Origin of the sequence: Rhodococcus ruber NBRC 15591, assembly GCF_001894945.1 — a bacterium.
GTDB classification, from domain to species: Bacteria; Actinomycetota; Actinomycetes; order Mycobacteriales; family Mycobacteriaceae; genus Rhodococcus; species Rhodococcus ruber.
Map to the genome: position 1 here is coordinate 86,724 of NZ_BCXE01000001.1, position 25,698 is coordinate 112,421.

General features: G+C 70.7%; 25 protein-coding genes. 14 read left to right on the forward strand and 11 right to left on the reverse strand.

Annotated elements, in window-relative coordinates:
• The first annotated feature begins 143 nt into the window (after nt 1-143).
• The 3 genes from RR3_RS00395 to RR3_RS00405 all read left to right on the forward strand — a co-directional run bounded on the left by RR3_RS00395 (nt 144) and on the right by RR3_RS00405 (nt 2,574).
• Entirely contained in the window at nt 144-503 is a 360-nt protein-coding gene (locus RR3_RS00395) for a hypothetical protein (protein ID WP_010592896.1), read from the forward strand.
• Nucleotides 497-1,627 (forward strand): class I SAM-dependent methyltransferase, encoded by a 1,131-nt coding sequence (locus RR3_RS00400; protein WP_017680286.1) that lies wholly within the window; start codon nt 497-499, stop codon nt 1,625-1,627. Before RR3_RS00395 ends, RR3_RS00400 begins: the two co-directional genes overlap by 7 nt.
• A gap of 95 nt (nt 1,628-1,722) precedes the next feature.
• Nucleotides 1,723-2,574 carry a Bax inhibitor-1/YccA family protein gene (locus RR3_RS00405; protein WP_026137644.1) on the forward strand — a complete coding sequence of 284 codons (852 nt, stop codon included), beginning with the start codon at nt 1,723-1,725 and terminating at the stop codon, nt 2,572-2,574.
• Here RR3_RS00405 and RR3_RS00410 read toward each other — a convergent pair.
• Nucleotides 2,571-3,533 carry an SGNH/GDSL hydrolase family protein gene (locus RR3_RS00410; RefSeq protein WP_010592892.1) on the reverse strand — a complete coding sequence of 321 codons (963 nt, stop codon included), beginning with the start codon at nt 3,531-3,533 and terminating at the stop codon, nt 2,571-2,573. The genes RR3_RS00405 and RR3_RS00410 overlap by 4 nt on opposite strands.
• Before the next feature lie 115 nt (nt 3,534-3,648).
• On the opposite strand from RR3_RS00410, the gene RR3_RS00415 reads away from it, so the two are divergent.
• The 3 genes from RR3_RS00415 to RR3_RS00425 all read left to right on the forward strand — a co-directional run bounded on the left by RR3_RS00415 (nt 3,649) and on the right by RR3_RS00425 (nt 7,865).
• A complete protein-coding gene (locus RR3_RS00415) occupies nt 3,649-5,034 on the forward strand; it encodes a cystathionine beta-synthase (protein ID WP_010592891.1) in 1,386 nt (461 codons plus the stop codon).
• Nucleotides 5,035-5,114: 80 nt separating this feature from the next.
• Nucleotides 5,115-6,269 (forward strand): cystathionine gamma-synthase, encoded by a 1,155-nt coding sequence (locus RR3_RS00420; protein ID WP_048771876.1) that lies wholly within the window; start codon nt 5,115-5,117, stop codon nt 6,267-6,269.
• Between the two features lie 198 nt (nt 6,270-6,467).
• On the forward strand, nt 6,468-7,865 hold the full coding sequence (locus tag RR3_RS00425; RefSeq protein WP_026137643.1) for a bifunctional lytic transglycosylase/C40 family peptidase: 1,398 nt from the start codon (nt 6,468-6,470) through the stop codon (nt 7,863-7,865).
• Nucleotides 7,866-7,952: 87 nt separating this feature from the next.
• On the opposite strand, the gene greA is transcribed toward RR3_RS00425, so the two are convergent.
• Nucleotides 7,953-8,447 (reverse strand): transcription elongation factor GreA, encoded by a 495-nt coding sequence (gene greA, locus RR3_RS00430; protein WP_064066187.1) that lies wholly within the window; start codon nt 8,445-8,447, stop codon nt 7,953-7,955.
• A 223-nt stretch (nt 8,448-8,670) separates the two neighbouring features.
• Nucleotides 8,671-9,102, reverse strand: a complete 432-nt coding sequence (locus RR3_RS00435; RefSeq protein WP_010592888.1) for a DUF4307 domain-containing protein — start codon at nt 9,100-9,102, stop codon at nt 8,671-8,673.
• A 154-nt stretch (nt 9,103-9,256) separates the two neighbouring features.
• Here RR3_RS00435 and mca point away from each other — a divergent pair, with 154 nt between their 5' ends.
• From mca to RR3_RS00450, 3 genes are read left to right on the forward strand one after another with little or no spacing between them, the layout of a single operon-like run.
• A complete protein-coding gene (mca, locus tag RR3_RS00440; RefSeq protein ID WP_026137642.1) occupies nt 9,257-10,135 on the forward strand; it encodes a mycothiol conjugate amidase Mca in 879 nt (292 codons plus the stop codon).
• On the forward strand, nt 10,132-10,407 hold the full coding sequence (locus RR3_RS00445; RefSeq protein WP_006940388.1) for a hypothetical protein: 276 nt from the start codon (nt 10,132-10,134) through the stop codon (nt 10,405-10,407). The genes mca and RR3_RS00445 overlap by 4 nt, the downstream gene beginning before the upstream one ends.
• A gap of 10 nt (nt 10,408-10,417) precedes the next feature.
• Complete coding sequence (locus RR3_RS00450; protein WP_048771873.1) at nt 10,418-12,445, forward strand: thioredoxin domain-containing protein; 2,028 nt, start codon at nt 10,418-10,420, stop codon at nt 12,443-12,445.
• A gap of 12 nt (nt 12,446-12,457) precedes the next feature.
• Here RR3_RS00450 and RR3_RS00455 read toward each other — a convergent pair whose 3' ends face one another.
• Together RR3_RS00455 and trhA are read right to left on the reverse strand one after the other, a co-directional pair.
• Nucleotides 12,458-13,372, reverse strand: a complete 915-nt coding sequence (locus RR3_RS00455) for a mechanosensitive ion channel family protein (RefSeq protein WP_010592883.1) — start codon at nt 13,370-13,372, stop codon at nt 12,458-12,460.
• Between the two features lie 62 nt (nt 13,373-13,434).
• Entirely contained in the window at nt 13,435-14,103 is a 669-nt protein-coding gene (gene trhA / locus RR3_RS00460; protein ID WP_010592882.1) for a PAQR family membrane homeostasis protein TrhA, read from the reverse strand.
• A 159-nt stretch (nt 14,104-14,262) separates the two neighbouring features.
• Between trhA and RR3_RS00465 the strand changes: the two genes are divergently transcribed.
• Nucleotides 14,263-15,030: an isoprenyl transferase gene (locus RR3_RS00465; protein WP_010592881.1), complete on the forward strand. Its 768-nt coding sequence runs from the start codon at nt 14,263-14,265 to the stop codon at nt 15,028-15,030.
• Between the two features lie 61 nt (nt 15,031-15,091).
• Here the strand turns inward: RR3_RS00465 and coaA are convergent, their stop codons facing one another.
• Nucleotides 15,092-16,024 carry a type I pantothenate kinase gene (gene coaA / locus RR3_RS00470; RefSeq protein ID WP_003935077.1) on the reverse strand — a complete coding sequence of 311 codons (933 nt, stop codon included), beginning with the start codon at nt 16,022-16,024 and terminating at the stop codon, nt 15,092-15,094.
• Between the two features lie 172 nt (nt 16,025-16,196).
• Between coaA and RR3_RS00475 the strand changes: the two genes are divergently transcribed.
• The 3 genes from RR3_RS00475 (at nt 16,197) to phoH2 (ending at nt 20,415) form a co-directional block, all read left to right on the forward strand.
• On the forward strand, nt 16,197-17,399 hold the full coding sequence (locus tag RR3_RS00475; RefSeq protein WP_010592880.1) for a hypothetical protein: 1,203 nt from the start codon (nt 16,197-16,199) through the stop codon (nt 17,397-17,399).
• Nucleotides 17,400-17,497: 98 nt separating this feature from the next.
• Nucleotides 17,498-18,793, forward strand: a complete 1,296-nt coding sequence (glyA, locus tag RR3_RS00480; RefSeq protein ID WP_010592879.1) for a serine hydroxymethyltransferase — start codon at nt 17,498-17,500, stop codon at nt 18,791-18,793.
• 266 nt (nt 18,794-19,059) lie between these two features.
• A complete protein-coding gene (gene phoH2 / locus RR3_RS00485; RefSeq protein ID WP_172603586.1) occupies nt 19,060-20,415 on the forward strand; it encodes an RNA 5'-3' helicase PhoH2 in 1,356 nt (451 codons plus the stop codon).
• Nucleotides 20,416-20,517: 102 nt separating this feature from the next.
• Here the strand turns inward: phoH2 and RR3_RS00490 are convergent, their stop codons facing one another.
• From RR3_RS00490 to RR3_RS00500, 3 genes are read right to left on the reverse strand one after another with little or no spacing between them, the layout of a single operon-like run.
• The gene (locus tag RR3_RS00490) at nt 20,518-20,928 is read right to left on the reverse strand and encodes a carboxymuconolactone decarboxylase family protein (RefSeq protein ID WP_010592877.1); all 411 of its coding nucleotides are present in this window, start codon (nt 20,926-20,928) and stop codon (nt 20,518-20,520) included.
• 52 nt (nt 20,929-20,980) lie between these two features.
• Entirely contained in the window at nt 20,981-21,406 is a 426-nt protein-coding gene (locus tag RR3_RS00495; RefSeq protein ID WP_010592876.1) for a limonene-1,2-epoxide hydrolase family protein, read from the reverse strand.
• Nucleotides 21,403-23,016 (reverse strand): serine hydrolase, encoded by a 1,614-nt coding sequence (locus tag RR3_RS00500; RefSeq protein ID WP_064066188.1) that lies wholly within the window; start codon nt 23,014-23,016, stop codon nt 21,403-21,405. The genes RR3_RS00495 and RR3_RS00500 overlap by 4 nt, the downstream gene beginning before the upstream one ends.
• Nucleotides 23,017-23,270: 254 nt before the next feature.
• Between RR3_RS00500 and RR3_RS00505 the strand changes: the two genes are divergently transcribed.
• Nucleotides 23,271-23,858 carry an LGFP repeat-containing protein gene (locus RR3_RS00505; protein ID WP_064066189.1) on the forward strand — a complete coding sequence of 196 codons (588 nt, stop codon included), beginning with the start codon at nt 23,271-23,273 and terminating at the stop codon, nt 23,856-23,858.
• A 19-nt stretch (nt 23,859-23,877) separates the two neighbouring features.
• Here the strand turns inward: RR3_RS00505 and RR3_RS00510 are convergent, their stop codons facing one another.
• Together RR3_RS00510 and RR3_RS00515 are read right to left on the reverse strand one after the other, a co-directional pair.
• Nucleotides 23,878-24,861, reverse strand: a complete 984-nt coding sequence (locus RR3_RS00510) for an NADPH:quinone oxidoreductase family protein (RefSeq protein ID WP_010592873.1) — start codon at nt 24,859-24,861, stop codon at nt 23,878-23,880.
• Nucleotides 24,862-24,900: 39 nt separating this feature from the next.
• Nucleotides 24,901-25,698: an SDR family oxidoreductase gene (locus RR3_RS00515; protein ID WP_017680274.1), complete on the reverse strand. Its 798-nt coding sequence runs from the start codon at nt 25,696-25,698 to the stop codon at nt 24,901-24,903.

Consider the following 25,698-nt stretch of genomic DNA (forward strand, 5'->3'; position numbering starts at 1 on the left):
TGGATTCCTCCAGGATAGTCCCGGGTGTGGCGGGCACGACACGGATGGATCGCCGGTTCTCCATTACCGTTGTCCGGCCGGGGCTCCCGGCAACGACGGCCGGATCTTCCGGGAAACGACACTGCGATCGGAATTGGGAAACGATGAAGAAGACTCTCGCGGCGCTGTTCGGTACGGGTGCGGTGCTGCTCGCGGCGGCCTGCGGCTCGTCCGGTGACTCCGGCTCCGCAGCCGAGGGGACCACCGAGTCCACCACCGCCGCGCCGAGCACGAGCCAGGTCACCGGAAGCACGGGCATCGAGCTGGGCCAGAGCTACGACGAGATCTGCGGCGCCCTCGTGCCGTACTTCGACCAGCTCGAATCCTGGGGACAGGACCGCACCCAGGCTGCTGCCTCCGTCGCCGACGCGCAGAAGTCGCTGCCGGCGTGGGCGGAGCTGAGCGAGGAGCAGCAGGCCGACACCCTGCGTGCCATCGAGAACGCCGGCAAGGGGCAGTGCTGACCGGCGACGAGCTGTTCGCCCGGTTGCGGCGCCTCCCCGACGTGGAGGCGCCCAACCTGGTCGCCGTCGACGCCGCCGACCGGTTGATTCTCGACGAGGCCGGTGCCGCGCTCGCGGCGGCGCCGGCCGGGACCGTCGCAGTGATCGACGACCACTACGGGGCCCTCACGCTCGGCGTCGCCGTGCGGCACTCCGCGTCGGGGATCCGGGTTCACCAGGACTCGGTGGTGGGGGAGCGGGCCCTGGCCGCGAACGCCGCCCGCGAAGGACTGACCGATCGCTACACCACGCACGACCTCGGCAGCGACCTGCTCGCCGGTGCCCGGGTGGTGCTGCTGCAGTTGCCGAGGTCGCTCGCCGCGCTCACCGAGCTCGCCGAGGCCGTCGCCCGGTATGCCGATCCCGGTGTGACGGTGTTCGCCGGGGGCCGCGACAAGCACATCACGCCCGCGATGAACGAGGTACTGGCCCGGTGCTTCACGGAGGTACGCGCCTCCCGCGGCCGGCAGAAGTCGCGGGTGCTCACCGCCCGGGGCCCGATCGCGACCGAGCCGACCTACCCGGTGACCGGCACGGTGCCCGAGGCCGGGCTGACCGTCGTCGCGCACGGGGCGGCGTTCGCCGGCCCCCGCCTGGACATCGGCACCCGGTTCCTGCTGGGCTTCGTGCCCCGGTTGCCGCGCGACGCGAGGACCGCCGTCGACCTCGGCTGCGGCACCGGCATCCTGGCCGTCGCCGCGGCCCGGCAGCTTCCCGGCCTGCGGGTGACCGCCACCGACCAGTCGGCCGCGGCGGTCGCCTCGGCCGCCGCCACCGCCGCCGCGAACCACGTCGCCGACCGGGTCGACGTACTGCGCGACGACGTCGCCGGGACGCTGCCGGACGCCTCAGTGGACGTGGTGCTGTGCAATCCGCCGTTCCACGTCGGCGCCGCCGTGCACACCGGTGCCGCCGTGAAGATGTTCGACGCGGCGGCCCGGCTGCTGCGTCCGGGCGGGGAACTGTGGACCGTCTACAACACCCACCTGAACTATCGGGGGATCCTGCAGCGGACGATCGGCCGCACGGAAGTTGCCGGACGCAACCGTAAGTTCACCGTGACCAGGTCCGTGCGCACCCGGTAGAGTCCGGTTTGTCCGTGCTCGGCTCGGGTCCGGGAACTCCCGGCGTCCGCGGATCGTTGAACGGACAGAACCGACCACCAGAAGGGATGTGCACGGTGCGCACCACCAGTAACCCGGTGTTCCGCAACCTGCCCAAGCAAGAGGGCGGCGGATACGCCACGTTCGGCTCTGCGACGGCGGGCGCCGCGCAGGTCACCCAGCAATTCGGTCAGCCGCAGTACGCGCCGACGGACCCGTGGGCCCGGCCCGCCACCGAGCGGTCGATGACGATCGACGACGTCGTCACCAAGACCGGCATCACGCTCGGGGTGCTGGCGATCTCGGCGCTGATCTCCTACGTCCTCGTCAACGGCAACGCGAACCTCGCCGCGCCGTTCGTCATCGGCGGCGGTCTCATCGGCCTGGTCCTGGTCCTCGTGGCCACCTTCGGCCGCAAGATGGACAACCCGGCCATCGTCCTGGCCTATGCCGTCGCCGAGGGCTTCTTCCTCGGTGCGCTGTCGTTCATGTTCACCGACATCACCTTCGGTGGCGCCGGCGGCGGAACCCTGATCGTCCAGGCGGTGCTCGGCACGTTCGGCGTGTTCTTCGGCATGCTCGTCGTCTACCGCACCGGCGCGATCCGCGTGACCCCGCGCCTGACCCGCATGATCGTCGGCGCCCTGATCGGTGTCCTCGTCCTGGCGCTGGGCAACCTCGTCGCGAGCTTCTTCGTCGACGGTGGCCTCGGCCTGCGCGACGGCGGCGCCCTGGCGATCGTCTTCAGTCTCGTCTGCATCGGCATCGCCGCGTTCAGCTTCCTGCTGGACTTCGACGCCGCCGATCAGCTCATCCGCGCCCAGGCGCCGGAGAAGGCCGCGTGGGGCGTCGCCTTCGGTCTGACCGTCACCCTGGTCTGGCTGTACGTCGAGATCCTGCGCCTGCTGTCGTACTTCCAGAACGACTAGCCCAGCTCTCCGGCCACCGTGCCGACCGCGGGCCCCGGGAACACCCGTTCCCGGGGCCCGCGGCGTGTCCGGGGCAGCCACAGCCGGGCCGCCGCCGACGTCTGCGGCGGAGCCGGCACCGGGCCACCGGCCCAGAGTCCGAGCGCGGCGGCCAGCACCGGCAGCAGGTGTCCGGCCGCGAGTTCGTATCCCGCGGCCGAGGGATGAAACCCGTCCGCGGAGAACAGGCGGTCGGGCGCGGACAGGAACTCGGGTGTCAGCAGGTCGGCCAGCGGCACCGGATACCCGCCGGCCGCGCGTGTCGCCGCGGCCTGCGCGCGGGCCAGTTGCCGCCCCCACGTCCGTACCACGGTGCGCAGCGGCTGGGGAATCGCGCCGACCACCCCCAGGTCGGGACACGTACCGACGACGACGGCGGCGCCGCTCGTGCGCAGACGCCGCACCGCCGAGCCCAGTCGCTGTGCCGAACGGTGCAGCGACAGTTTCGCGGTCACGTCGTTGGCCCCGACCAGGATCACGGCCGCGTCGGGCGGCGGACCCGCCACGAACATCGCGTCGACCTGCCCGGCCAGTCCCCGCGACGTGGCGCCGGCGATGGCCTTCGTGTCGAGCCGGACGCTGCGGCCCGACTCGTCGGCCAGCGCCCGGGCCAGCAGCACTCCCGGCACCTCCGCGGCGCTGACGCAGCCCAGGCCGGCGGCCGTCGAATCCCCGAAGATCATCAGGTGCAGGTCGAACGGCACGCCGCGGCGCCACGGCACCGGGGACTGCGCTCCGGGCGGGTACACCCCGTCCGCCTCGGGCGGCCTCGCCCAGGTACGGCCGATGACACCTCTCGCCGCCGTCGCCTGGCGCATCAGGTACGTGTACGTGAGCCAGGAGGCGCCGCCGGCGCCGGAGCCGGCGGCGACGGCCGTCGCGCCGGCCAGCGCCGCGGCGCGCCACGAGGTTCGGGGCACGGGAGATCACCTTTCCGAGCGGACGGCCCTGACGTTGCCGTGTCCAGTGTGCGTCGAATCCGCCGCTCGAGCAGCCGGAACGCCGTCGTGCGCCGGCATCTGAGAGCATGGAGGAATGCGCATCGCGGATTCCGTCGTCGACCTCATCGGAAACACCCCGCTGGTCAAGCTCAACTCGGTGACGACACCGGGTTCGGGCGTGGTCGCGGCGAAGATCGAATACCTCAACCCGGGCGGCAGCTCGAAGGACCGCATCGCGGTCAAGATGGTCGACGCCGCCGAGAAGTCCGGTGCACTGAAGCCGGGCGGCACCATCGTCGAACCGACCTCCGGCAACACGGGGATCGGTCTCGCGCTCGTCGCCCAGCAGCGCGGTTACAAGTGCGTGTTCGTGTGCCCCGACAAGGTCAGCGAGGACAAGCGCAACGTGCTGCGCGCGTACGGGGCCGAGGTCGTGGTGTGCCCGACCGCGGTCCCCCCGGAGCACCCCGACAGCTACTACACCGTCTCCGATCGTCTCGCCCGTGAACTGCCGGGTGGATGGAAGCCGGACCAGTACTCCAACCCGGCCGGTCCGGAGAGCCACTACGAGACCACCGGTCCCGAGATCTGGCGCGACACCGACGGCAAGGTGACCCACTTCGTCGCCGGCGTCGGCACCGGCGGCACCATCACCGGCACCGGCCGCTACCTCAAGGAGGTGTCGGGCGGCACGGTCAAGGTGATCGGCGCCGACCCGGAGGGCTCCGTGTACTCCGGCGGCACCGGTCGCCCGTATCTCGTGGAGGGCGTCGGCGAGGACTTCTGGCCGAGCGCCTACGATCCGTCGATTCCCGACGAGATCATCGCCGTCTCCGACGCCGACTCGTTCGACATGACCCGCCGGCTCGCCCGCGAGGAGGGCCTGCTCGTCGGCGGGTCGTGCGGCATGGCCGTCGTCGCCGCCCTGCGGGTCGCCGAGCGCGAGGGTCCGGACGCCCTCGTCGTGGTGCTGCTGCCCGACGGTGGGCGCGGTTACATGTCGAAGATCTTCAACGACAACTGGATGGCCTCGTACGGTTTCCTGCGGGCCCCGCTCGACGGCAAGCCCGACGATTCGACCGTCGGCGACGTCCTGCGCAGCAAGTCCGGCGAGCTGCCCGCGCTGGTGCACACGCATCCGTCCGAGACGGTCCGCGACGCCATCGAGATCCTCCGCGAATACGGGGTCTCGCAGATGCCGGTCGTGGGCGCCGAGCCGCCCGTCACCGCCGGTGAGGTCGCGGGCAGCGTCAGCGAGCGGGAACTGCTCAGCGCGGTCTTCGAGGGCCGCGCCCGGCTGGCCGACCCCGTCGCGAAGCACATGAGCCCGACCCTGCCGCTGATCGGCGTCGGCGAGTCGATCGCCGCCGCCACGAAGGCGTTCGGCGACACCGACGCGCTGCTGGTCATCGACGACGGCAAGCCCGTCGGGGTGATCACCCGCCACGACCTGCTCGGGTTCATCAGCGCCGGCTCCTGACGCCTTTCCCGCGGTGACCCACGGGCCGGGGAATGTTCCCCGGCCCGTGGTTCTTCCGCCCCCCGACTACGCTGAGCGGCATGAGTGAGCAGCGCAGCCACGGATTCTCCACCCGAGCGGTCCACGCCGGATACGATCCCGACCCGGCCACCGGTGCCGTCAACGTTCCCATCTATGCGAGTTCGACGTTCGCGCAGGACGGCGTCGGCGGGATGCGCGGCGGATTCGAGTACGCCCGCACCGGCAACCCCACCCGCAAGCCGCTCGAGGCGAATCTCGCGGCCATCGAGGCGGGAACGTTCGGCCGGGCCTTCAGTTCCGGCATGGCCGCCACCGACTGCCTGCTGCGTTCGGTGCTGCGCCCCGGCGATCATCTCGTCATCCCCAACGACGCCTACGGCGGCACCTTCCGGCTGATCGACAAGGTGTTCACGCAGTGGGGCATCGAGTACACGCCGGCGCCGATCTCCGACGTCGACGCCGTGCGAGAGGCGATGCGGCCCACCACCAGACTGGTGTGGGTCGAGACCCCGACGAACCCCCTGCTCAACATCGGCGACATCGCGGCACTCGCCGACGTCGCGCACACCGGTGGGGCGAAGATCGTCGTCGACAACACGTTCGCGTCGCCGTACCTGCAGCAGCCGCTGACCCTGGGTGCCGACGTCGCGCTGCACTCGACCACCAAGTACCTCGGCGGCCACTCCGACGTCGTCGGTGGTGCGCTGGTGACGAACGACGAGGAGCTGGACGCGAAGTTCGCGTTCCTGCAGAACGGCGCGGGCGCCGTCCCGGGCCCGTTCGACGCGTACCTGACGATGCGCGGTATCAAGACGCTGGCCCTGCGCATGGAACGGCACAGCGACAACGCCGAGAAGATCGTCGAGTTGCTCGACGGGCATCCCGCCGTCACCCGGGTGATCTACCCCGGCCACGAGTCGCATCCGGATCACGCCGTCGCCTCGAAGCAGATGCGCCGGTTCGGCGGCATGATCTCGCTGCGTCTGGCCGGGGGCAAGCAGGCCGCCCTCGACTTCTGCGCACGCACCGAGATCTTCACGCTCGCGGAGTCCCTCGGGGGTGTGGAGTCGCTGATCGAGCACCCGGGCGCGATGACGCACGCCTCGACGGCCGGGTCGCTGCTCGAGGTTCCGGACGATCTGGTGCGCCTGTCGGTGGGTATCGAGGATGCCGCCGACCTCCTCGCGGACGTCGAGCAGGCGCTCACGGCCTGACGGGGCGTCGGCCGGCCGGGTGTGCGAGCGGCGACGACCATGTTGCTGTAACTTCAAGTCCCGTGTGTGTGGCGCGTCACAAGTCCGGAACTAGAACGCGTTCTCGCATATATATGATATGGATGTAACGAACCGCATCGGTGATCGAGATCACACAGTACGGTGAAGTCGTTCGTCAGAGGGATGGGGAGTTCGCGAATGTCAGTTGACCCGTCGGCGGTGATTGTGGCGGTAGCCACGGCGGCGAGCGCCCTGGTACAGGGAGTGGACATCCCGGAGCATCTGGAGGAACAGGTCACGCAGGTGATCGAGTCGTTCCAGGCGTCCGCCGAATCGTCGGCCGCGGCCACCGATCAGCAGGTCACCGACCTCGTCGCGGCGCTGCCCGAGCCGATGCGCCCGGCCGCCGAGCAGGCCGTGGCGGATGCGACGTCGGCCGCGAAGGACGCGCTGATGCCGCATCTGCCGCCGGAGGCGGTCGCGGTGCTCGAACCACCGGCCGAGAATCCGGTACAGGCCGCGCCCCCGCAGGCGCCGTCGGTGCTGGCCCCGGCCGCGCCGGCGGGGCGGCCGTCCGTGTTCGGCGCCCCCGCCCCCGGCGCTGCGACGGGCAGCGGTGCGTGGGGGTCGGCACCGGGCGGGGTGGGGACCGGCGGCGCGGCGGTGACGTTGCCGTCGATCCCGGCGATCCTGCCCGGCACGAACCTGGCGCCGATCGGGGCGATCGCGGTGTTCGCGCCGTGGCTGCGCAAGGCCGGGAAGTTGTGCGAGGGGGTCGGGGCGCCGGTGCTGGCGGCGTTGTATTCGGCGGAGAACGGTTTCCGGTACGGACCGAGCGCCCCCGTCTCGCCGGTGGGTGCGAAGGGGCCGGGGCAGTTCATGCCCGGTACGTGGGATGCCTACGGCAAGGACGCCGACGGGGACGGGCGGGCCGACGTGCTCGGCATCGCCGACCCGGTGATGGCGTCCGGGAATCTGCTGTGCGACAACTACCGGCAGATCGAGCAGTGGAAGGCACAGGGGGTGGTGCGCGGCGACACTCTCGACCTCACGCTCGCGGCGTACAACGCCGGTCTCGGGGCCGTGCGCCGATCCGGGGGCATGCCGTCCGGCCTACCGGACTACGAGAACCAGACCAAGCCGTACGTGGCGAAGATCCGGGCGACCGAGATGGTGTTCGCGCGGCTGCTCTCGCCGTTCTTCGGGCTCGGGTTGCCGGGGATGACCGAGACCGGCAACCGGGTGGTGGATCTGGCGTTCCGGTATCTGGGGCTGCCGTATGTGTGGGGCGGCGGCAACATCAACGGTCCGTCCGGCGGCGGGTTCGACTGTTCGGGCCTGACGTCGTACGCGGTGTACGCGGCGACGGGGGTGACGTTGCCGCGTACGTCGCAGACGCAGTGGCGGGTCGGCACCGAGATTCCGATCGAACTGGCCCGGCCGGGAGATCTGGTGTTCGGAAACTGGCAGTCCGACGGACCCGGGCACGTGGGCATCTACATCGGCGGCGGCCAGATGGTGCATGCCCCGACGTTCGGAGACGTGGTGCGCGTCGGCGCGGTCTTCCCCGGCATGAAGGCCCGTCGCCTGATCTGAGGTGCCGTACGCGAGAAGGGTCCGACCGGAGGCGCCGGTCGGACCCTTCTCGCATGTCGGTCGAGCCGCACGACGGCTCGCCGTCGGTCAGCTGTGGTACGGCTCCGCGCTGACGAGCGTCACCTTCATGGTGCTGCCGTTGGGGAGCGTGTACTCGCGGGTCTCGCCGACTTTCGCGTCGATCAGGGCACCGCCCAGCGGGGAGCTGGGGGAGTAGATCTCGATCTCGTTGCCCCGGGCGCCCTCCTCGCGGGTGGCGATGAGGAACGTCTCCTTGTCGCTTTCGTCGCCGTCGTAGTAGACCGTGACGACCGAGCCGGGCAGCGCGACGCCGGACTGCGTGGGCGCGACACCGACCTTCGCGTTGTTCAGCAGTTCCTGCAGCTGACGAATCCGGGCCTCTTGCTGACCCTGCTCCTCGCGAGCGGCGTGGTATCCACCGTTCTCCTTGAGGTCGCCCTCCTCGCGGCGCTCGTTGATCTCGGCCGCGATGACGGGACGATTCGCGATGAGCTGGTCGAGTTCTGCCTTGAGTCGGTCGAACGACTCCTGTGTCAGCCAGGTCACCTGGGTCTCGGTCATCCTCGATCACTTCCTTCGGGTTGGAGCTCCCGGCTCCGTCGACTGGTCGCCGCAACTCGCAGCGACGACGGCAACGCGGATCCCTCGAACGTTCCCCCCAAGCCAGTGGCGAACAGGACCGCACTGCTTCCTATGCAGCAATACACGGCCCCAAAGGGTGGAACCGTGTATCAGGCAATTCTAGCACCAACGTGGTCGCGACCACGGAATCCGCAGCGTGCGGTCAGTGCGCGCGCAGGTATTCGGGCACGTCGAAGCTGCAGCCGTACATGTCCGCCATGCCCGGCCGCTGCGACGTGACCACCGGCGCGTCCATCAGCAGGGTGCCGGACTCGGACGACGGGATCAGCACCTCGCGCCGGCCCGTCTCGGATCCGTCCTTCGACCGCGAGCGGATGATGCACACCGCCTCCTGCGACGGGTCCTTCCGCGTCACGGTGAACTGCACCTGCACGGTCGAGTCGTCGACGACGGTGTAGGTGACGACCTCGCTCTCGATGTCCGGGGTGCCGAACTTCTGGTAGAGCAGGAACGCCGCGAGCACCCCGGCGACGAGCCCGACGGCGACCAGTGCCCACAGCCAGGTGCGGCGGGATCCGCCCGTCGCCGGGTAGCGGTCGGTCGGGTAGCGGTCGGTCGGGGTGGTGTCGGTCATCACACTTACTTTCGTGCACCCGCGGGCGCAGCGGGGGCGTGGCTGACGAGGGACGTGTCAGGTGGAACTATAGGGGAGGAACCCAGGACACCGGCCCGCAGTGCCGGTGGTCCGGGTAGCGACGATGCAGCCGACGGCGAGGTGGAGGAAAGACGTGAGCGGACTACGGCTCATGGCCGTGCATGCCCATCCCGATGACGAGTCGAGCAAGGGTGCCGCCACGACGGCCCGCTATGCCGCGGAAGGGCACGAGGTGCTGGTGGTCACCCTGACCGGGGGTGAACGCGGCGACATTCTCAACCCCGCGATGGACATCCCCGGGATCCGGGACCGCATGCCCGAGGTCCGGCGCGAGGAGATGGCCGCGGCCGCCCGCATCCTGGGGGTGCAGCAGCGGTGGCTCGGGTTCGTCGACTCGGGGCTGCCGGAGGGCGACCCGAAGCCGCCGCTGCCCGAGGGTTGCTTCGCGCTGGTGCCGCTCGAGGAACCGACCCGCAAGCTCGTCGAGGTGATCCGGGAGTTCCGGCCGCACGTGATGACCACGTACGACGAGAACGGCGGCTACCCGCACCCCGACCACATCCGGTGCCACGAGGTGTCCGTCGCGGCGTACGAGGCGGCCGGTGACCCGGACCGCTTCCCCGAGGCCGGACCGGCGTGGAAGGTGCAGAAGCTGTACTACTCGCACGGGTTCATCCGCAAGCGCCTGGAGCTGTTCCGCGAGGAGTACGAGCGGCGGGGCGAGCCGTTCCCGATGGAGGAATGGCTCAAGCGGTGGCGCACCGAGCAGGGCGACATCATGGCGCGGGTGACCACGCAGATCACCTGCAGCGACTACTTCCCGAAGCGGGACGACGCGCTCCGCGCCCACGCGACGCAGATCGATCCCAACGGCTCCTTCTTCGCCGTGCCGCTGGACATCCAGCAGAAGGTGTGGCCGACGGAAGAATTCGAATTGGCCAAGACCCGCGTGCACACGGCGATCCCCGAAACGGATCTGTTCGCGGGCATCGAGGACGGACAGGTGAGATGACGGTAGGCATGCTGGCGGCCGAGGTCCTGGCCCAGGACCCCACCGGCCCCGAATTCGGCAAGGCGTCGCCGCTCGGTCTCGCGCTCATCGTGATCCTGCTCGTGGCCACCGCCCTGCTGATCCGCTCGATGAACAAGCGGCTCGGCAAGCTGCCGGAGACGTTCGAGCCCGAGCACCCCGAGCCGGACCAGGCCGCGGACGAGGGGACCGATCGCGGGGCCGCGGAGAGCCGCAAACCCGACCACCCCCAGCCCCCGATGGCCACGAACTGACGGACGCGTCGTGACACCCCCGGAGGCCTCGGCGCCCGACACCCGCCACCGGAACACCCTCGGCGAGGCGACCAGCCCCTACCTGCGGCAGCACGCCGACAATCCGGTGCACTGGCACCAGTGGGGCGAGGAGGCGCTGAGCTGGGCCCGCGAGCGGGACGTGCCGGTTCTGCTCTCCGTGGGGTACGCGGCGTGCCACTGGTGCCACGTGATGGCGCACGAGTCGTTCGAGGACGAGGCCACCGCCGCGTCGATGAACGAGCACTTCGTGTGCATCAAGGTCGACCGGGAGGAACGCCCGGACATCGACGCGATCTACATGAACGCCACCGTCGCGATGACCGGGCAGGGCGGCTGGCCGATGACGTGCTTCCTCACCCCGGACGGTGCTCCGTTCTACTGCGGCACCTACTACCCGAAGATGCCGCGCGGCGGCATGCCGTCGTTCGCCCAGCTGCTCGAGGCGATCTCCGACACCTGGCGCAACCGTCGCGCAGACGTGCACCGCTCCGCCGTGGCGATCGTCTCGGAACTGCGCCGCGGCAGCGGCGGGCTCGCGCCCGGCGAGCGGCCGGTGGACGCCGCCCTGCTCGATGCCGCCGACGCCTCCGTCGCCGCCGACGAGGACGCGGTGCACGGCGGGTTCGGGGGCGCCCCGAAGTTTCCGCCGTCCGCGCTGCTCGAGGGCCTGCTGCGCGGATACGAGCGCAGCGGGAACCCGGCCGTGCTCTCCCTCGTCGAACGGACGGCCGAGGCGATGGCGCGCGGCGGCATCTATGACCAGCTGGCCGGCGGTTTCGCCCGCTACAGCGTCGACGCCGGGTGGGTGGTTCCGCACTTCGAGAAGATGCTCTACGACAACGCGCTGCTGTTGCGGATGTACGCGCACCTCGCGCGACGGACGTCGGCGCCCTGGGTGCGACGGGTCACCGAGGAGACCGTCGAGTTCCTGCTGCGGGACCTGCGCACCGCCGGACGATGCTTCGCCTCGGCGCTCGACGCCGACACCGACGGGGTCGAGGGCCTGACCTACGTGTGGACACCCGCGCAGCTGGCCGAGGTCCTCGGTGACGACGACGCGCAGTGGGCGGCCGAGCTGTTCACCGTGACCGGCGCCGGCACCTTCGAACACGGCTCGTCGGTGCTGCAGCTGCTCGCCGAGCCGGACGATGCCGAACGCTACGAGCGGGTGCGGGCCGAGCTGTTCGCCGCCCGGCTGCAGCGTCCGCAACCCGGCCGCGACGACAAGGTCGTCACGGCGTGGAACGGTTTCGCGATCACCGCGCTGGCCGAGGCCGGCGCCGCGTCCGGTCGGGCCGACTGGGTCGAGGCGGCCGTCGACTGCGCGCGGGCACTGCTCGACCTGCACGTGGTGGACGGACGGCTGCGACGGGCCTCCCTCGGCGGCACGGTCGGTGCCCCGGCGGGTGTGCTCGAGGACTACGGCGCCCTCGTCACCGCCCTGCTCGCGGTGTACCAGGCGACGGGTGACGCCGCGTGGCTGAGCCCGGCCCGGGAGCTCGCCGACGTGGCGCTGACCCATTTCCAGGATCCGGCACGGCCCGGTAGTTGGTTCGACACCGCCGACGATGCCGAAACCCTGGTGGCGCGGCCGCGGGATCCGATCGACAGCGCCACCCCGTCGGGGGCGGCGCTGATCTGCGAAGCCCTGCTCACCCTCGCCGCGGTCGTGCCCGAGGACCCGCGGTACACGGATGCGGCGGACGCGTCGCTGCGGTCCGCGGTGGTGCTGCTCGAACGGGCGCCGCGTTCGGCCGGGCACTGGCTGGCCGTCGCCGAGGCGGCGGTGCGCGGACCCGTCCAGGTGGCGGCGGTCGGCGGCGGCGAACTGCTCGCCGTCGCGCGGCAGGCAGCTCCCGGCGGCGCCGTCGTGGTCGGCGGGGATCCGGACTCGTCACCGTTGCTGGCCGACCGACCGCTGGTCGACGGACGTCCGGCGGCGTACGTGTGCCGCGGATACGTGTGCGACCGGCCCGTCACGACGGCGGCCGAACTGCGCGCGGCGCTCTCGGCCTGAGCGATCCGGGTCTCAGCCGGCGCGGGACGAGGTCAGCAGTGCCGGCAGCGGGGCATCGATGCTGTTGTCGTCGAACGCCTCGAGCACGGCGCGGGCGATCGCGCGCTGCACGGCCCACTGCTTGCCGGCACGGGTGCGCACGGTGATCCGCAGCGTCACCGATTCGGGGGTGACGGAGTTGACGCCGAGCATCTCGGGCGGCTCGAGGATGTCGCGGGCCAGGTCGTCGCGTTCGACGGTCTCGAGCGCGGCGCGCAGCGCCACCTCGCACGCCCGGTGCACGTTGGCGGCGTGCGCGATGGGGGCGTCGACGACGGCGACGGCGTAACCCTGGCTCATGTTCCCCACGCGCAGGATCTCGCCGTTGCGGCAGTACCAGAGGGTGCCGCTGATGTCGCGGACGGTGGTGACCCGCAGGCCGACCGATTCCACGGTGCCGACCGCGTCGCCCAGGTCGACGACGTCGCCGACGCCGTACTGGTCCTCGAGCAGCATGAACATCCCGGAGATGAAGTCACGCACCAGGTTCTGCGCACCGAAACCGAGCGCGACGCCGACGATGCCGGCGGAGGCGATGAACGGTGCGACGTTGAGTCCGAGGGTGCCGAGTATCTGCAGGACGCACCAGACGAGCAGCACGACGGAGACGCCGGACTCGAGCACCGAGCCGATCGTCTCGGCGCGCTGCGTGCGCCGCTCGTTGACCAGCACCCCCGGCAGACCCTTCGGGGCGCGCTCCTGGAAGGGGCGGAGCAGGCCGGGCTTGCTGCTCTGGTGTCGCGGCTTCGTCATCCGGTCGATGAACCGGTGCAGCACAAACCTCAGGATCAGCGCCGCCAGGACGTATCCCGCGATCGCCAGCGGCCGCTCGACGAGCCACTCCCGGTTGGTGTCGGTCAGTTCGAATGCCAGTCGCTGAACAGTCATCCCGGCCGAGTCTACGGATCCGCGACGCGGCTGCCACCGATGTGATCTTCGTCCGATCGGGTTTACCCGAACACCACCAGCCACACGGCGACGGCGTGACAGAGGGCGGCGAGCACGGTCGCCGCGTGGAAGAACTCGTGGTAGCCGAAGACGTGCGGCCAGGGGTCGGGCCACTTGGTGGCGTAGAGGATCGCGCCGATGCTGTAGAGGATCCCCCCGACCAGCAGCAGCACCATCGCGGCGATGCCCGCCTCGTCGATCAGCTGGCCGGCGACGGGGACGATCGCCCAGCCGAGCAACAGGTACAGCGGGACACCCACCCAGCGGGGCGCGGTGGGCCAGAGCATCTTCAGGGCCACGCCGGCGAGGGCCCCGGTCCACACCACCGTCAGCAGCGTGCGGCCGGTGTCCGGGGGCAGCGCCAGCGTCGCGAAGGGGGTGTAGCTGCCGGCGATGAACAGGAAGATCATCGAATGGTCCGCGCGTTTCATCCACGTGCGCGCCCGCGGGTCGTGCCAGTGGACCCGGTGGTAGAGGGCGCTCACGCCGAACACCCCGCACACGGTGAGGCTGTAGATCACCGTCGACCAGCCCGCGGGCGGATCGGCCACGGTCTGCGACAGGACCACCAGCACGGCGCCGGCCACCACGGCCACGCCGAACGCCCACAGATGGATCCAGCCGCGCATCCGCGGCTTCACGGGCAGTTCGTCGATCCCGAATACCGTCATGGCCGGGCCTCCCTTCGGTACCGAAGAGTAACCTACGCTTCCGTAACTTTCTCGGCGTGTCGGGGCGGGGGCGGGGAGCCGCGTTCGAGGGACGCACCCGACCGCCGTCGCGCCCGGAGGACATCGTGAGCGTAATGTGACCCGCGTGGTGATCTCGGGGTGAACGCGCGCGGCCTGCTGTACCAGCTCTACGAACGACGGCTGCTGAGCAAGCTGGACGGCGCCCAGCACCCCCGGCACGTCGCCGTGATGTGCGACGGCAACCGTCGCTGGGCCCGCGAGAACGGGTTCACCGACGTCAGTCACGGGCACCGCATGGGCGCACTCAAGATCGCCGAACTGCTGAGCTGGTGCGATGCCGCCGGCATCGAGCGGGCCACCATCTACCTGCTCTCCACGGAGAATCTGCAGCGTGAACCCGAGGAGCTCGAGGCGCTGCTCGAGATCATCACCGACGTCGTCGAGGAGATCTCGGGCCCGGAACAGAACTGGAGCGTGAAGATCGTCGGCACGCTCGACCTGCTGCCGGACGAACTGAGCCGGCGCCTGAGCGAGGCCGCCGAGCGGACACAGGGCCGGACCGGCACCCACGTCAACGTCGCGGTCGGCTACGGCGGCCGGCAGGAGATCGCCGACGCCGTGCAGGCTCTGCTGCGGGCCAAGCAGCGCGAGGGGCTCGACGGCGAGGGCCTGGTCGAGGCCGTCACGGTCGAGGCCATCAGCGATCATCTCTACACCTCGGGGCAGCCCGACCCCGACCTGGTCATCCGGACCTCCGGCGAGCAACGGCTCTCGGGCTTCCTGCTGTGGCAGAGCGCGTACTCCGAGATCTGGTTCACCGAGGCCTACTGGCCGGAGTTCCGGCGCGTCGACTTCCTGCGCGCGCTGCGCGACTTCGCGGCGCGGCACCGCCGCTTCGGCGCCTAACCGCCGGTGCGTCCTTTGGGCTGTCCCCGCAGCCCAAAGGACGCACCGGCGGCGAAGCCGCCTACAGCTTGCGCAGGCGCAGACGGTTGATCGAATGGTCGGAGTCCTTGCGCAGGACCAGCGTTGCGCGCGGCCGCGTCGGCAGGATGTTCTCCACCAGGTTCGGCCGGTTGATCGAGTGCCAGATCTCCTTCGCGGCGCCCACGGCGTCGCGGTCCGACAGGTTCGCGTAGTGGTGGAAATGCGCCTCGGGATCGGAGAACGCCGTCTTGCGGAGCGCGAGAAACCGCTCCACATACCATTTCTCGATGTCCTCGAGGCGGGCGTCGACGTAGATCGAGAAGTCGAACAGGTCCGACACCATCAGCCGCGGACCGGTCTGCAGGACGTTCAGGCCCTCGATGATGAGGATGTCCGGTTGCCGCACCACGTGATACTGGCCCGGGATGATGTCGTAGGAGATGTGCGAGTACACCGGGGCCGCCACCTCCGCGGCGCCGGACTTGACCTCGGTGACGAACCGGAGCAGTTTGCGCCGATCGTAACTCTCCGGAAACCCCTTGCGATGCATGATGTTCCGTCGCATCAGCTCCCGGGACGAGTACAGGAAGCCGTCGGTGGTCACCAGGTCCACCCGAGGGTGGTGTTCCCAGCGCGCCAGCAGTGCCTGCAGCACGCGCGCCGTGGTCGACTTGCCGACCGCGACCGAGCCGGCCACTCCGATCACGAACGGCACCTGCTGGTCCGGATGCTTCTCGCCGAGGAACGTGGCGGTCGCGGCGAACAGTCGCTGTCGCGCGGCGACCTGCAGATGGATCAGACGGGCCAGCGGAAGGTACACCTCCGCCACCTCCGCCAGATCGATCTGCTCGCCGAGGCCCCGCAGGCCGCGCAGCTCCTCCTCGGTCAGCACCAGCGGCGTCGACTTGCGCAGCGTCCGCCACTGCTTGCGGTCGAACTCGACGTACGGACTCGGCTCGCTCAGACGCGCCACCGGCACACTCCCGACTCGACGGGCCCGGCGGCACACCCCGGGTATGGCTCGCAGCGAAGGATGTCCATATCGGCCGATTGTGCTCGCTGACACATCCGCTCGCTGCGCGGGGTCCGGTTTCCGGGGTCGCCGACGGGCCGGGGGCCGGTTCGGGGGACTAGGGTGCGAGGGCATGGACCCGGACTCGCTGGTGCGTGAATACCTCCTGCTCGGCTTGGCGTTCGACCGGCTCGAGGAGGGTTTCGTCGACGCCTTCACCGGCGACCCGGAGCTGCGTCGCCGGGTGGAGAACGCGCCGGCCCCGGACCCTCGTGACTTGTCCCACACCGCACGGCGGCTGCGTGCCGAGCTGCCCGCGACGGGGCTCTCGGGTGAGCGCACCCGCTTCCTCGACGTGCACCTGCGCGCCCTCGACTGCTCGGCCCGCAAGTTCGCCGGTGAGGACATCGCCTTCGTCGAGGAGGTCGAGGCCTACTTCGACGTGCGTATCGGCCTGGGCGACGAGGACGCGTACCGCGACGCCCACCGGCGGATCGACGCGCTGCTGCCCGGCACTGGCCCGCTGGCCGAGCGGCTGCAGGCCCACCGCAAGTCCGAGGTCGTTCCTGCCGACCGCCTCGCCGAGTGCGTCGACGCCTTCTCGAGCGCCCTGCGCGACAAGGTCCGGGCGGTGTTCCCGCTACCCGAGACCGAAACCGTCGAGTACGAGGTGGTCGGCGACAAGCCGTGGTCCGGGTTCAACTACTACCTGGGCCGCTACCGCTCCCGCGTCGCGATCAACTCCGATCTCGACCAGCACATGTCGCACCTGCCGCGGCTGATCGCGCACGAGTCCTATCCCGGCCACCACACCGAACACTGCCGCAAGGAGGCCGGACTGGTCGCCGGGGGGCACGACGAGCAGACCCTCTTCGTCGTGAACACCCCGCAGTGCCTCATGGCCGAGGGGCTGGCAGACCTCGCGCTGGAGACGATCGTCGGACCGGGCTGGGGGCGGTGGGCGCAGGACATCTACGCCGACCTGGGCCTGCGGTTCGACGGTGAGCTCGCCGAGAAGCTGCACGAGGCGTCGGCCGGGTTGCTGAGCGTCCGCCAGGACGCCGCTCTGCTCCTGCACGACCGGGGGCGCACCGGCGACGAGGTCGTCGCCTTCCTGCAGCGGTGGTCCTTGTCGAGTCCGGAACGGGCCCGGCAGTCGCTCCGCTTCCTGTCGTCGCCGTTGTGGCGCGCCTACATCAGCACCTACGTCGAGGGGTACCGCCTGCTCGGCGGCTGGCTGGCGCAGGCCCCGGCCGGCCCGGAACGCGTCGAACGGTTCCGTCGCCTGCTCGACGAACCCCTGGTGCCCGGCGTCCTGCGGTGCGAGCAGTCATGACCTGCGCCGTCGCCCGAGGGGACCGGGTTCCTGGACCGGGGGTCGGGTTCGTAGACTGGTAGGTGAATTCCCGCCGTCCCCAGCTTGGAGAAACCTCGATGACCGTTGTGCCCGGCACCGACGTCAACACCGCCTCGCTCGCAGATCTCGACCCCGAGCTGGCGCAGGCCATGGCCGGCGAGCTGTCGCGCCAGCGTGACACGCTCGAGATGATCGCGTCGGAGAACTTCGTGCCGCGCGCGGTGCTCCAGGCGCAGGGCAGCGTGCTCACCAACAAGTACGCCGAGGGATACCCGGGACGCCGCTACTACGGCGGCTGCGAGAACGTCGACATCGTCGAGGACCTCGCCCGCACCCGCGCCAAGGAACTGTTCGGCGCCGAGTTCGCGAACGTCCAGCCCCACTCGGGGGCGCAGGCCAATGCGGCCGTGCTGATGGCGCTGATGAACCCGGGCGAGAAGCTGCTGGGGCTCGACCTCGCCCACGGCGGGCACCTGACCCACGGCATGAAGCTGAACTTCTCCGGCAAGCTGTACGACGTCGCCTCCTACGGGGTCAGCAAGGAGGACCACCGCGTCGACATGGACGAGGTCCGCTCGATCGCGCTGGCGGAGAAGCCCAAGGTCATCGTCGCCGGATGGTCCGCGTACCCGCGGCACGAGGACTTCGCGGCGTTCCGCTCCATCGCCGACGAGGTCGGTGCCTACCTGTGGGTCGACATGGCGCACTTCGCCGGTCTCGTCGCCGCCGGCCTGCACCCGTCGCCGGTGCCGTACGCGGACGTCGTGTCCACCACCGTCCACAAGACCCTCGGCGGCCCGCGCTCAGGTCTGATCCTCGCAAAGCAGGAGTGGGCCAAGAAGATCAACTCCGCGGTGTTCCCGGGCCAGCAGGGCGGCCCGCTCATGCACGTCATCGCCGCGAAGGCCGCCGCGCTGAAGATCGCCGCGAGCGAGGAGTTCAAGGACCGGCAGCGCCGGACCGTCTCCGGCGCGCAGATCCTCGCCGAGCGGCTGATGCAGTCCGACGTCACCGACAAGGGTATCACCGTGCTGACCGGCGGCACCGATGTGCACCTCGTCCTCGTCGACCTGCGTAATTCGCAGCTCGACGGCCAGCAGGGCGAGGACCTGCTGCACGAGATCGGCATCACGGTCAACCGCAACGCGGTGCCGTTCGACCCGCGTCCCCCGATGGTCACCTCCGGCCTGCGCATCGGCACCCCGGCGCTGGCCACCCGCGGCTTCGGGGACGAGCAGTTCACCGAGGTCGCCGACATCATCGCGGCCGCACTGACGGGTGCATCCGACGCCGCGGCGCTGCGCGGCCGGGTGAGCGCGCTCGCCGCCGCCGCGCCGCTGTACCAGGGTCTCGAGGACTGGAAACTGATCTAGGCGCGGCTCCCGGCACGTGCCGGGATTGCCACGTTTACCCAATCTTCACCGACACGCCTCTTCGCTCGTCGAGCGAACGGGGCGTGTCGGCGTTAGCGTCGGGGGTGTAGACGGCGCAGTTGCCGGCTACGCGGGAGGTCCTGATCGTGACTGTGACAGACAGAGCGAGGGGCCGGCACCCGGCCCTCGTGTCCCTCGTGGACACCAGGTTCGACCGGCCCATCGAACGAAGTCTGTGTGGTGCTACACAGGCCTAGGAGCCTCACGTGACTGCAACACGCTCCGTCCCCGCCCGCCGCTCCGGCCGGACCCCGGCGAAGAAACCCGATGTGCGCACCTACGTGCTGGACACCTCCGTGTTGCTCTCCGATCCGTGGGCGGTGACCCGCTTCGCCGAGCACGAAGTGGTGCTACCCCTCGTCGTGATCGGCGAACTCGAAGGCAAGCGGCACCATCACGAACTGGGTTGGTTCGCGAGGGAATCGTTGCGGCTGCTCGACGACCTGCGCCTGCAGCACGGGCGGCTCGATCAGCCCATTCCCATCGGGGACGCGGGAGGCACCCTGCACGTCGAGCTCAACCACACCGACCCGCAGGTGCTGCCGGCCGGATTCCGCACCGAGACCAACGATTCCCGGATCCTGGCGTGCGCGCTGAACCTCGCCGGCGACGGGCACGACGTGGTGCTGGTCAGCAAGGACATCCCGCTCCGGGTCAAGGCCGGCGCCGTCGGGCTCAGCGCCGACGAGTACCACGCCCAGGACGTGGTGACGTCGGGCTGGACCGGCATGACCGAACTCGAGGTGGACCGGACGCTGATCGACGACCTGTTCGCCGAGGGCATCGTCGACCTCGACACCGCGAGGGATCTGCCGTGCCACACCGGGATCCGTCTGCTGGGCGGCTCGTCCAGCGCGCTGGGCCGGGTCACGCCGGACAAGCGGGTGCAGCTGGTGCGCGGAGACCGGGAGGCGTTCGGGTTGCACGGGCGTTCCGCGGAGCAACGGGTGGCGCTGGACCTGCTGCTCGACGAGTCCGTCGGCATCGTCTCGCTCGGCGGTAAGGCGGGCACGGGTAAGTCGGCACTGGCCCTGACCGCGGGTCTCGAGGCCGTGCTGGAGCGGCGCACCCAGCGCAAGGTCGTGGTGTTCCGGCCGCTGTACGCCGTCGGAGGACAGGAACTCGGCTATCTCCCCGGCAGCGAGAGCGAGAAGATGGGGCCGTGGGCGCAGGCCGTGTTCGACACCCTCGACGGCCTTGCGAGCCCGGAGGTGATGGACGAGGTCATCAGCCGGGGCATGCTCGAAGTGCTTCCGCTGACCCATATCCGGGGCCGGTCGCTGCACGACTCGTTCGTGATCGTCGACGAGGCGCAGTCCCTCGAGCGCAACGTGCTGCTCACCGTGCTCTCCCGCCTCGGCGCCGGGTCACGGGTGGTGCTCACCCACGACGTCGCCCAGCGCGACAACCTCAGGGTGGGCCGCTACGACGGCGTCGCTGCGGTGATCGAGAAGCTCAAGGGGCACCCGCTTTTCGCGCATGTCACCTTGACCCGCAGTGAGCGTTCGCCGATCGCGGCGCTCGTGACGGAGATGCTCGAGGAGTTCGCACCCGGCGCCTGAGGCCGGCTGCCCGGTGGTGACCGAATGTCACATTGCGTCGATGTCATCGACGCAATGTGACATTCGGCCCACCACCAACGCCGTTCACACCGCGGCGGCGGGTCAGTCCTGCTCGGGGCGCGGACCGAGTTCGGCCTCGAGGACTTCCTGGACGACGCGCATCGCGGCCAGGCCGGCCGGGGCGCCGCAGTAGGCGCCCGCGTGGATGACCGCCTCGACGATCTCGGTGCGGGTCAATCCGTTCCGCAGGGCGCCGCGCACGTGCCCGCGCAGCTCGTTCTCCGCGCGCAGCGCGATCAGCATGCCGAGGTTGAGCAGGCTGCGGCTGCGACGGTCGAGTCCCGGCCGGGTCCACACCGAGCCCCATACGTGCTCGGTGACGAACTCCTGCATCTCCTCGGCGTCGGTGCCGCGGGCGCGGTCGAAGGCTCGCTCGACGAAGTCGGCGCCCATCACCTCGCTGCGGACCCGGACTCCGGCCTCGAACGCGGGCGTCCGGTCGGCGTCGGTCATCGTCGTGCTCCCTGCGTCGTCGCCGTCGAACGGTTCGACGGCCGAGGAGATTCTACGACCGGCGCAGCACCGCCCGGAGGACGCCGGCACCCGTGGCGCCGACGAGTGTGCCGACGTTGTAGTGGTCGTCCCACACCGTGATCTTCCCGTCGCGCAGCTCGAAGGTGCCGCACACCCAGAACCGGACGGACACCGGGCCGACGCGCATGACGTCGGTGCGCTCGGTGAGCACCACGTTTCCGGTCGCGGCGATGTGGTGGACGACGACGTCGAAGCCCAGCGACGGCCGGCGCAGGCCCTCGAGGATGCGCCGCACCCGGGGCAGGCCCCGCACGGTCGGCAGCGACGTGTTGTGCCAGGCGATGTCCGGGTCGAGGAGGGCGGTGGCTCGTTCCATGTCCTCGGCGACCATCGCGTCGAGGAATTCGCGGACGACGGCGACGGACTTCTCGTCCGCGACGGTTTCGGGTGCGGTCATGACGCTCCTGTTCGGGTGAAGGTTCCCAGGCCGTTCTCGTTCCAGTATTCGAACGTGACGCCGTCCGGGGTGAAGGTGGCGGTGGAGACCGTCCCGTCCGGGGCGTTCTCACCGCCCTCGATCGGGAAGGTGAACACGTCGCCGTCCCAGTGGTCGAGCCGGTAGGTCTGTTCGGCGGGACCGATGGTGAGCACCAGGGCGCCCTCGCGTTCGTCGATCCGCGCGGGACCGTAGTACTCGCTGGTGTAGGCGCCGGTGTACTGCCCGAGCGGACGGGCGGGGGTGGGGTTCGTCGGGGCGGTGCGCCCGACGAGCGAGCCCTTCGGGTCGTCGAACGTGGCGAAGCGCTGCTCGTACAGGTCGGTCCAGTCCTCCCGGATCTCCCCGAACTGCACGAGATCGGTGAACTCGGCGGCGAGGGTTTCCGGCACCCCGATCGGGGCGGCGTTGGTGAGCGCGACGATCGCGACGTCCGCCGACGGGATCGCGGTGAATGCGGTCGCGGCGCCCAGCGCGAACGCCCCGGAGTGGCTCAGCGTCACGCGCCCGGCGGGGCTCGTGCCCACGTTGAACCCGTACCCGTAGAACCCCGCCCGGCTGTCGACGGTGCCCGGCGGGCTCGCCACGGCCTGCGGGGACACCGCCGGGAGCAGGGCGTCCGCGTCGACGATGCGGCGGCCCTGGTACTCGCCGTCGCCGAGCAGCATCGTCAGCCACCGCGCGACATCGGTGACCGAGGCGCTCACCCCGCCGGCCGGGGACTGCGCGTCGGGATCGCGGACGGCGCGCGCGACGTAGTCGCCGTCGACGAGCTGATGGCCGACGGCCCGATTGGGCCGGGCCTCGTAGTCCTCGAATCGGGAACTGGTGGAAGTCATTCCGAGAGGCTCGTACAACGCCCGCTGCGACAGGTCCGCCCACTCGGCGCCGGACGCGTCGGCGACCGCCTGTGCCGCGGCGGTGAGCCCGAAGTTGGTGTACTCGTACGAATCACGGAACGGCCCGAGCGGCAGCAGGCGGAACCGGTCGAACACCTGCTCGCGGTCGAAACCGAGGTCCTCGAGTTCGTCGCCGGCGTGGTCGGGAAGTCCGGAACGATGGGCGTAGAGATCGCCGACGGTCACCCGGCTGGTCACGTACGGGTCCGCGAGCGCGAACCCCGGCAGGCGTTCGACCACCGGAGTGTCCCAGCCGATCACGCCCTCGCCGACCTGGCGGGCGACGACGGTGGCGCCGAGCGGCTTGGACATCGAGGCCAGTTGGAAGACGGTGTCGGCGTCCACCGCACCGTCGCGGCCGGCCTCGCGCACCCCGAACCCCTCCGCGTACACGATCTCACCGCGGTGCACGACCGCCACCGCCATTCCGGGAATGCCGGTCCGATCCATCAGCTCCCGGGCGAGGTCGTCGAGGCGAGCGACAGCGTCGTCGACCTGTCCGTCCGGGATGTCGATGCCTGCGACCTGCGGGGGAGAGAGGGACTGGGCTTCCGGCGAGGCCGGCGCCGAGGAAGCCGGAGAGTCGGCGGTGTCGACCGAGACGCAGGCAGCCGACAGGATCGCCACGAGGGCGAGGGCGGCGCCGATCCGGCGACGACGGGGTGCGCGCATGTCACGGCCTTTCTCGTCCGTCGCATGGTATGCCCCCGGCTCGGTGCGCGGAAGACTCTCGAAGCCTCGGGCCCCGCAACGACGATCGTTGTGCAACCGTGACGTCCGGGCGCGGGACCGGGGTCACCGCGACGACCAGCGCCGACGCCGGCGTGCGGCGCAGGGCCGCGGGCAGGTCCGGACGGAAACCGCCCGGGGCCCGGGGCCACTCGCTAGCGTCGAGACACCGGTGCCCGATCTCCGAGGAGGATGCCATGAACAGACGAGCCCGTCGCACCGCCACCGTGGCCGCGGCCGTCGCTGCCGCGGGACTGGTCCTGGCCGGCTGCAGCAGCGACGACGGCACCAGCGCCGAGGACGCCGTGGCCGGCGTGACCAGCGCGGCGGAATCGGCAGTCGAGCGCGCGACGTCCGCCGCGGAGTCCGCGGTCGAGGGCGCCACCGGGGCCGAGAACACGGAGCCGGGCGCCTCCGTCGAGGAGACGACGACCCTGCCGGGTGCGGGCGGCGGCGAGTACACCATCAGCGGGCCGATTCTGGCGAAGTACAACGAGATCGGCGGTGCCGACAGCCCGCTGGGCGCACCGACCGCGGATCAGCAGGATGTCGGCGACGGCTACGTCGCGGAGTTCGAGGGCGGCATCGTCGCCTGGAGCCCCGACACCGACGCGCACGTGGTGTGGGGCGAGATCCGCACCGCCTGGGAGGCCCAGGGCGGTGCGGGTGGCGAACTCGGATTCCCCATCAGCGACGAGCGGCCCATCCCGAACGGGCTCGAGAGCGAGTTCGAGATGGGCACCATCACCTATGTCGACGGTGCGACGCAGGTGATCCCGAAGTAGCCCGTCCGGATGCGGCCGGTCACGGCTGGAAGACGAGCCGGCCCACGGTGTGCCCGTCGCCGAGGCGGGCCACGCCGTCGGCGACGTCGTCGAGGGAGAGTCGCTCGCTGATCAGCGGTCGGATGGCGCCGTCGTCGGCGAGGCGGCACAGTTCCTCGTGGCAGGCCTCGATCGCGGCACGGTTGTACTGCCGGTACAGGCCCCAGTGCAGGCCGATGATCGAGTAGTTCTTGATGAGCGCGTGGTTCAACGCCGGTTGCGGGATGGTGCCACCGGCGAACCCGATCACCAGGATGCGGCCCTCGAACGCGATGCACTTGGTGGAGCGGCTGTACGAGTCGCCGCCGACCGGGTCGTAGACCACGTCCGCACCGCGACCCGCGGTGACGTCCTTGACGACGTCGACGAAGTCTTCGCGGTGCCGGTCGACGACGACGTCGGCGCCGAGGGCCCGGCAGTAGTCGGCCTTCTCGGCGCCGCCGACGACACCGATGACGGTGGCGCCGGCGGCCTTGCCGAGTTGCACTGCGGCACTGCCGACGCCGCCGGCCGCGGCGTGCACGAGCAGGGTCTCCCCGGCCCGCAGCTGGGTGCGCCGGTGCAGGGCGAACCACGACGTCTGGTATCCGATCGACAACGCCGACGCTTCGGCGTCGTCGAGGGACGCCGGGGCGCGGTAGGCGTCCTCCTCCGGAACCACGGCGAGCTCGGCGAAACCGCCGAAGGGGAACTCGGGATTGCCGATGATCCGGTCGCCGACGGCGAAGCGGGTGACGCCCTCGCCGACCGCGACGACCGTCCCGGCCAGTTCGACGCCGGGGGTGAAGGGCAGTTCCGGCTTCATCTGGTACTGCCCGCGGCACAGCAGCACGTCGGGGAAGTTGGCCGGCGTCGCGGCGACGCGCACCACGAGCCGTCCGGGGCCTGCCTCCGGATCGGGGACGTCGACGAGTTGCAGCGCTTCCTTGGGCTCGCCCACTTCGTGAATTCGCCAGGCCTTCATGGGATTACCTTTCCATCGAGTTCGGTGTGCGGGGTGCGCTCACGGGGCGACGGCGACGCCGGCCTCCGCTGCGGCGGCGGTGCCGAGCATCGCGCCGCCGTCGACGACGAGGGTCTCGCCGGTGATCCAGCTCGCGGCGTCGGAGGCGAGAAAGGCCACCGCCGAGGCGATGTCGGCCGGCTCGCCGATCCTGCCGAGCGGCAGGGCCGCCTCGAGCCGGTCCTCGTGGTCCTTCCAGAGGGCTTCGGCGAGACGGGTGCGCACGACACCCGGGGCGACGGCGTTGACCCGCACCCGCGGCGCCAGTTCCAGGGCGAGCTGGCGGGTGAGGTGGATCAGTGCCGCCTTCGAGGCGTTGTACAGGCCGATGTTCGCCTCGGGTGCCATCCCTCCGATGGAGGCGGTGTTGACCACTGCTCCGCCGTGCTCGCCCATCCACGCCTGCACGGCCAGTGAGGTCCACAGCACCGGACCCCAGAGGTTGACGTCGAAGGTCTTGGCGAAACGTGCGTGGTCCTGGGCGAGCACCGGACCGAACGCGGGGTTGGTGCCGGCATTGTTGACCAGGATGTCCAGGCGCCCGAACCGCTCGACGGTGAGGTCGACGCACCTCCGGGCCGCGTCCTCGTCGACCGCATGCGCGCCGACGCCGAGTGCCGTGCCGCGCACCCCGGCCGCGGTGACCTGGGCGGCCGCGGCGTCGGCCGCGTCCTGCTTGCGGGAGGTGAGCACCACGTTCGCGCCGGCCGCTGCGAGGTCCCGGGCGACGGCCAGCCCGATACCGCGGGAGGCGCCGGTGACGATCGCGGTGCGGCCGGTCAGATCGAGTCCGGTCAT

Coding starts and splice junctions, on each gene's coding strand:
- RR3_RS00420 (WP_048771876.1), top strand. CDS start 5,115: ATGAGTGAGCAGCGCAGCCACGGATTCTCCACCCGAGCGGTCCACGCC.
- RR3_RS00475 (WP_010592880.1), top strand. CDS start 16,197: ATGGACCCGGACTCGCTGGTGCGTGAATACCTCCTGCTCGGCTTGGCG.
- RR3_RS00435 (WP_010592888.1), bottom strand. CDS start 9,102: ATGACCGACACCACCCCGACCGACCGCTACCCGACCGACCGCTACCCG.
- RR3_RS00445 (WP_006940388.1), top strand. CDS start 10,132: ATGACGGTAGGCATGCTGGCGGCCGAGGTCCTGGCCCAGGACCCCACC.
- RR3_RS00425 (WP_026137643.1), top strand. CDS start 6,468: ATGTCAGTTGACCCGTCGGCGGTGATTGTGGCGGTAGCCACGGCGGCG.
- RR3_RS00395 (WP_010592896.1), top strand. CDS start 144: ATGAAGAAGACTCTCGCGGCGCTGTTCGGTACGGGTGCGGTGCTGCTC.
- RR3_RS00415 (WP_010592891.1), top strand. CDS start 3,649: ATGCGCATCGCGGATTCCGTCGTCGACCTCATCGGAAACACCCCGCTG.
- trhA (WP_010592882.1), bottom strand. CDS start 14,103: ATGACGGTATTCGGGATCGACGAACTGCCCGTGAAGCCGCGGATGCGC.
- glyA (WP_010592879.1), top strand. CDS start 17,498: ATGACCGTTGTGCCCGGCACCGACGTCAACACCGCCTCGCTCGCAGAT.
- RR3_RS00490 (WP_010592877.1), bottom strand. CDS start 20,928: ATGACCGACGCCGACCGGACGCCCGCGTTCGAGGCCGGAGTCCGGGTC.
- RR3_RS00505 (WP_064066189.1), top strand. CDS start 23,271: ATGAACAGACGAGCCCGTCGCACCGCCACCGTGGCCGCGGCCGTCGCT.
- RR3_RS00455 (WP_010592883.1), bottom strand. CDS start 13,372: ATGACTGTTCAGCGACTGGCATTCGAACTGACCGACACCAACCGGGAG.
- RR3_RS00500 (WP_064066188.1), bottom strand. CDS start 23,016: ATGCGCGCACCCCGTCGTCGCCGGATCGGCGCCGCCCTCGCCCTCGTG.
- RR3_RS00510 (WP_010592873.1), bottom strand. CDS start 24,861: ATGAAGGCCTGGCGAATTCACGAAGTGGGCGAGCCCAAGGAAGCGCTG.
- RR3_RS00495 (WP_010592876.1), bottom strand. CDS start 21,406: ATGACCGCACCCGAAACCGTCGCGGACGAGAAGTCCGTCGCCGTCGTC.
- RR3_RS00515 (WP_017680274.1), bottom strand. CDS start 25,698: ATGACCGGACTCGATCTGACCGGCCGCACCGCGATCGTCACCGGCGCC.
- greA (WP_064066187.1), bottom strand. CDS start 8,447: ATGACCGAGACCCAGGTGACCTGGCTGACACAGGAGTCGTTCGACCGA.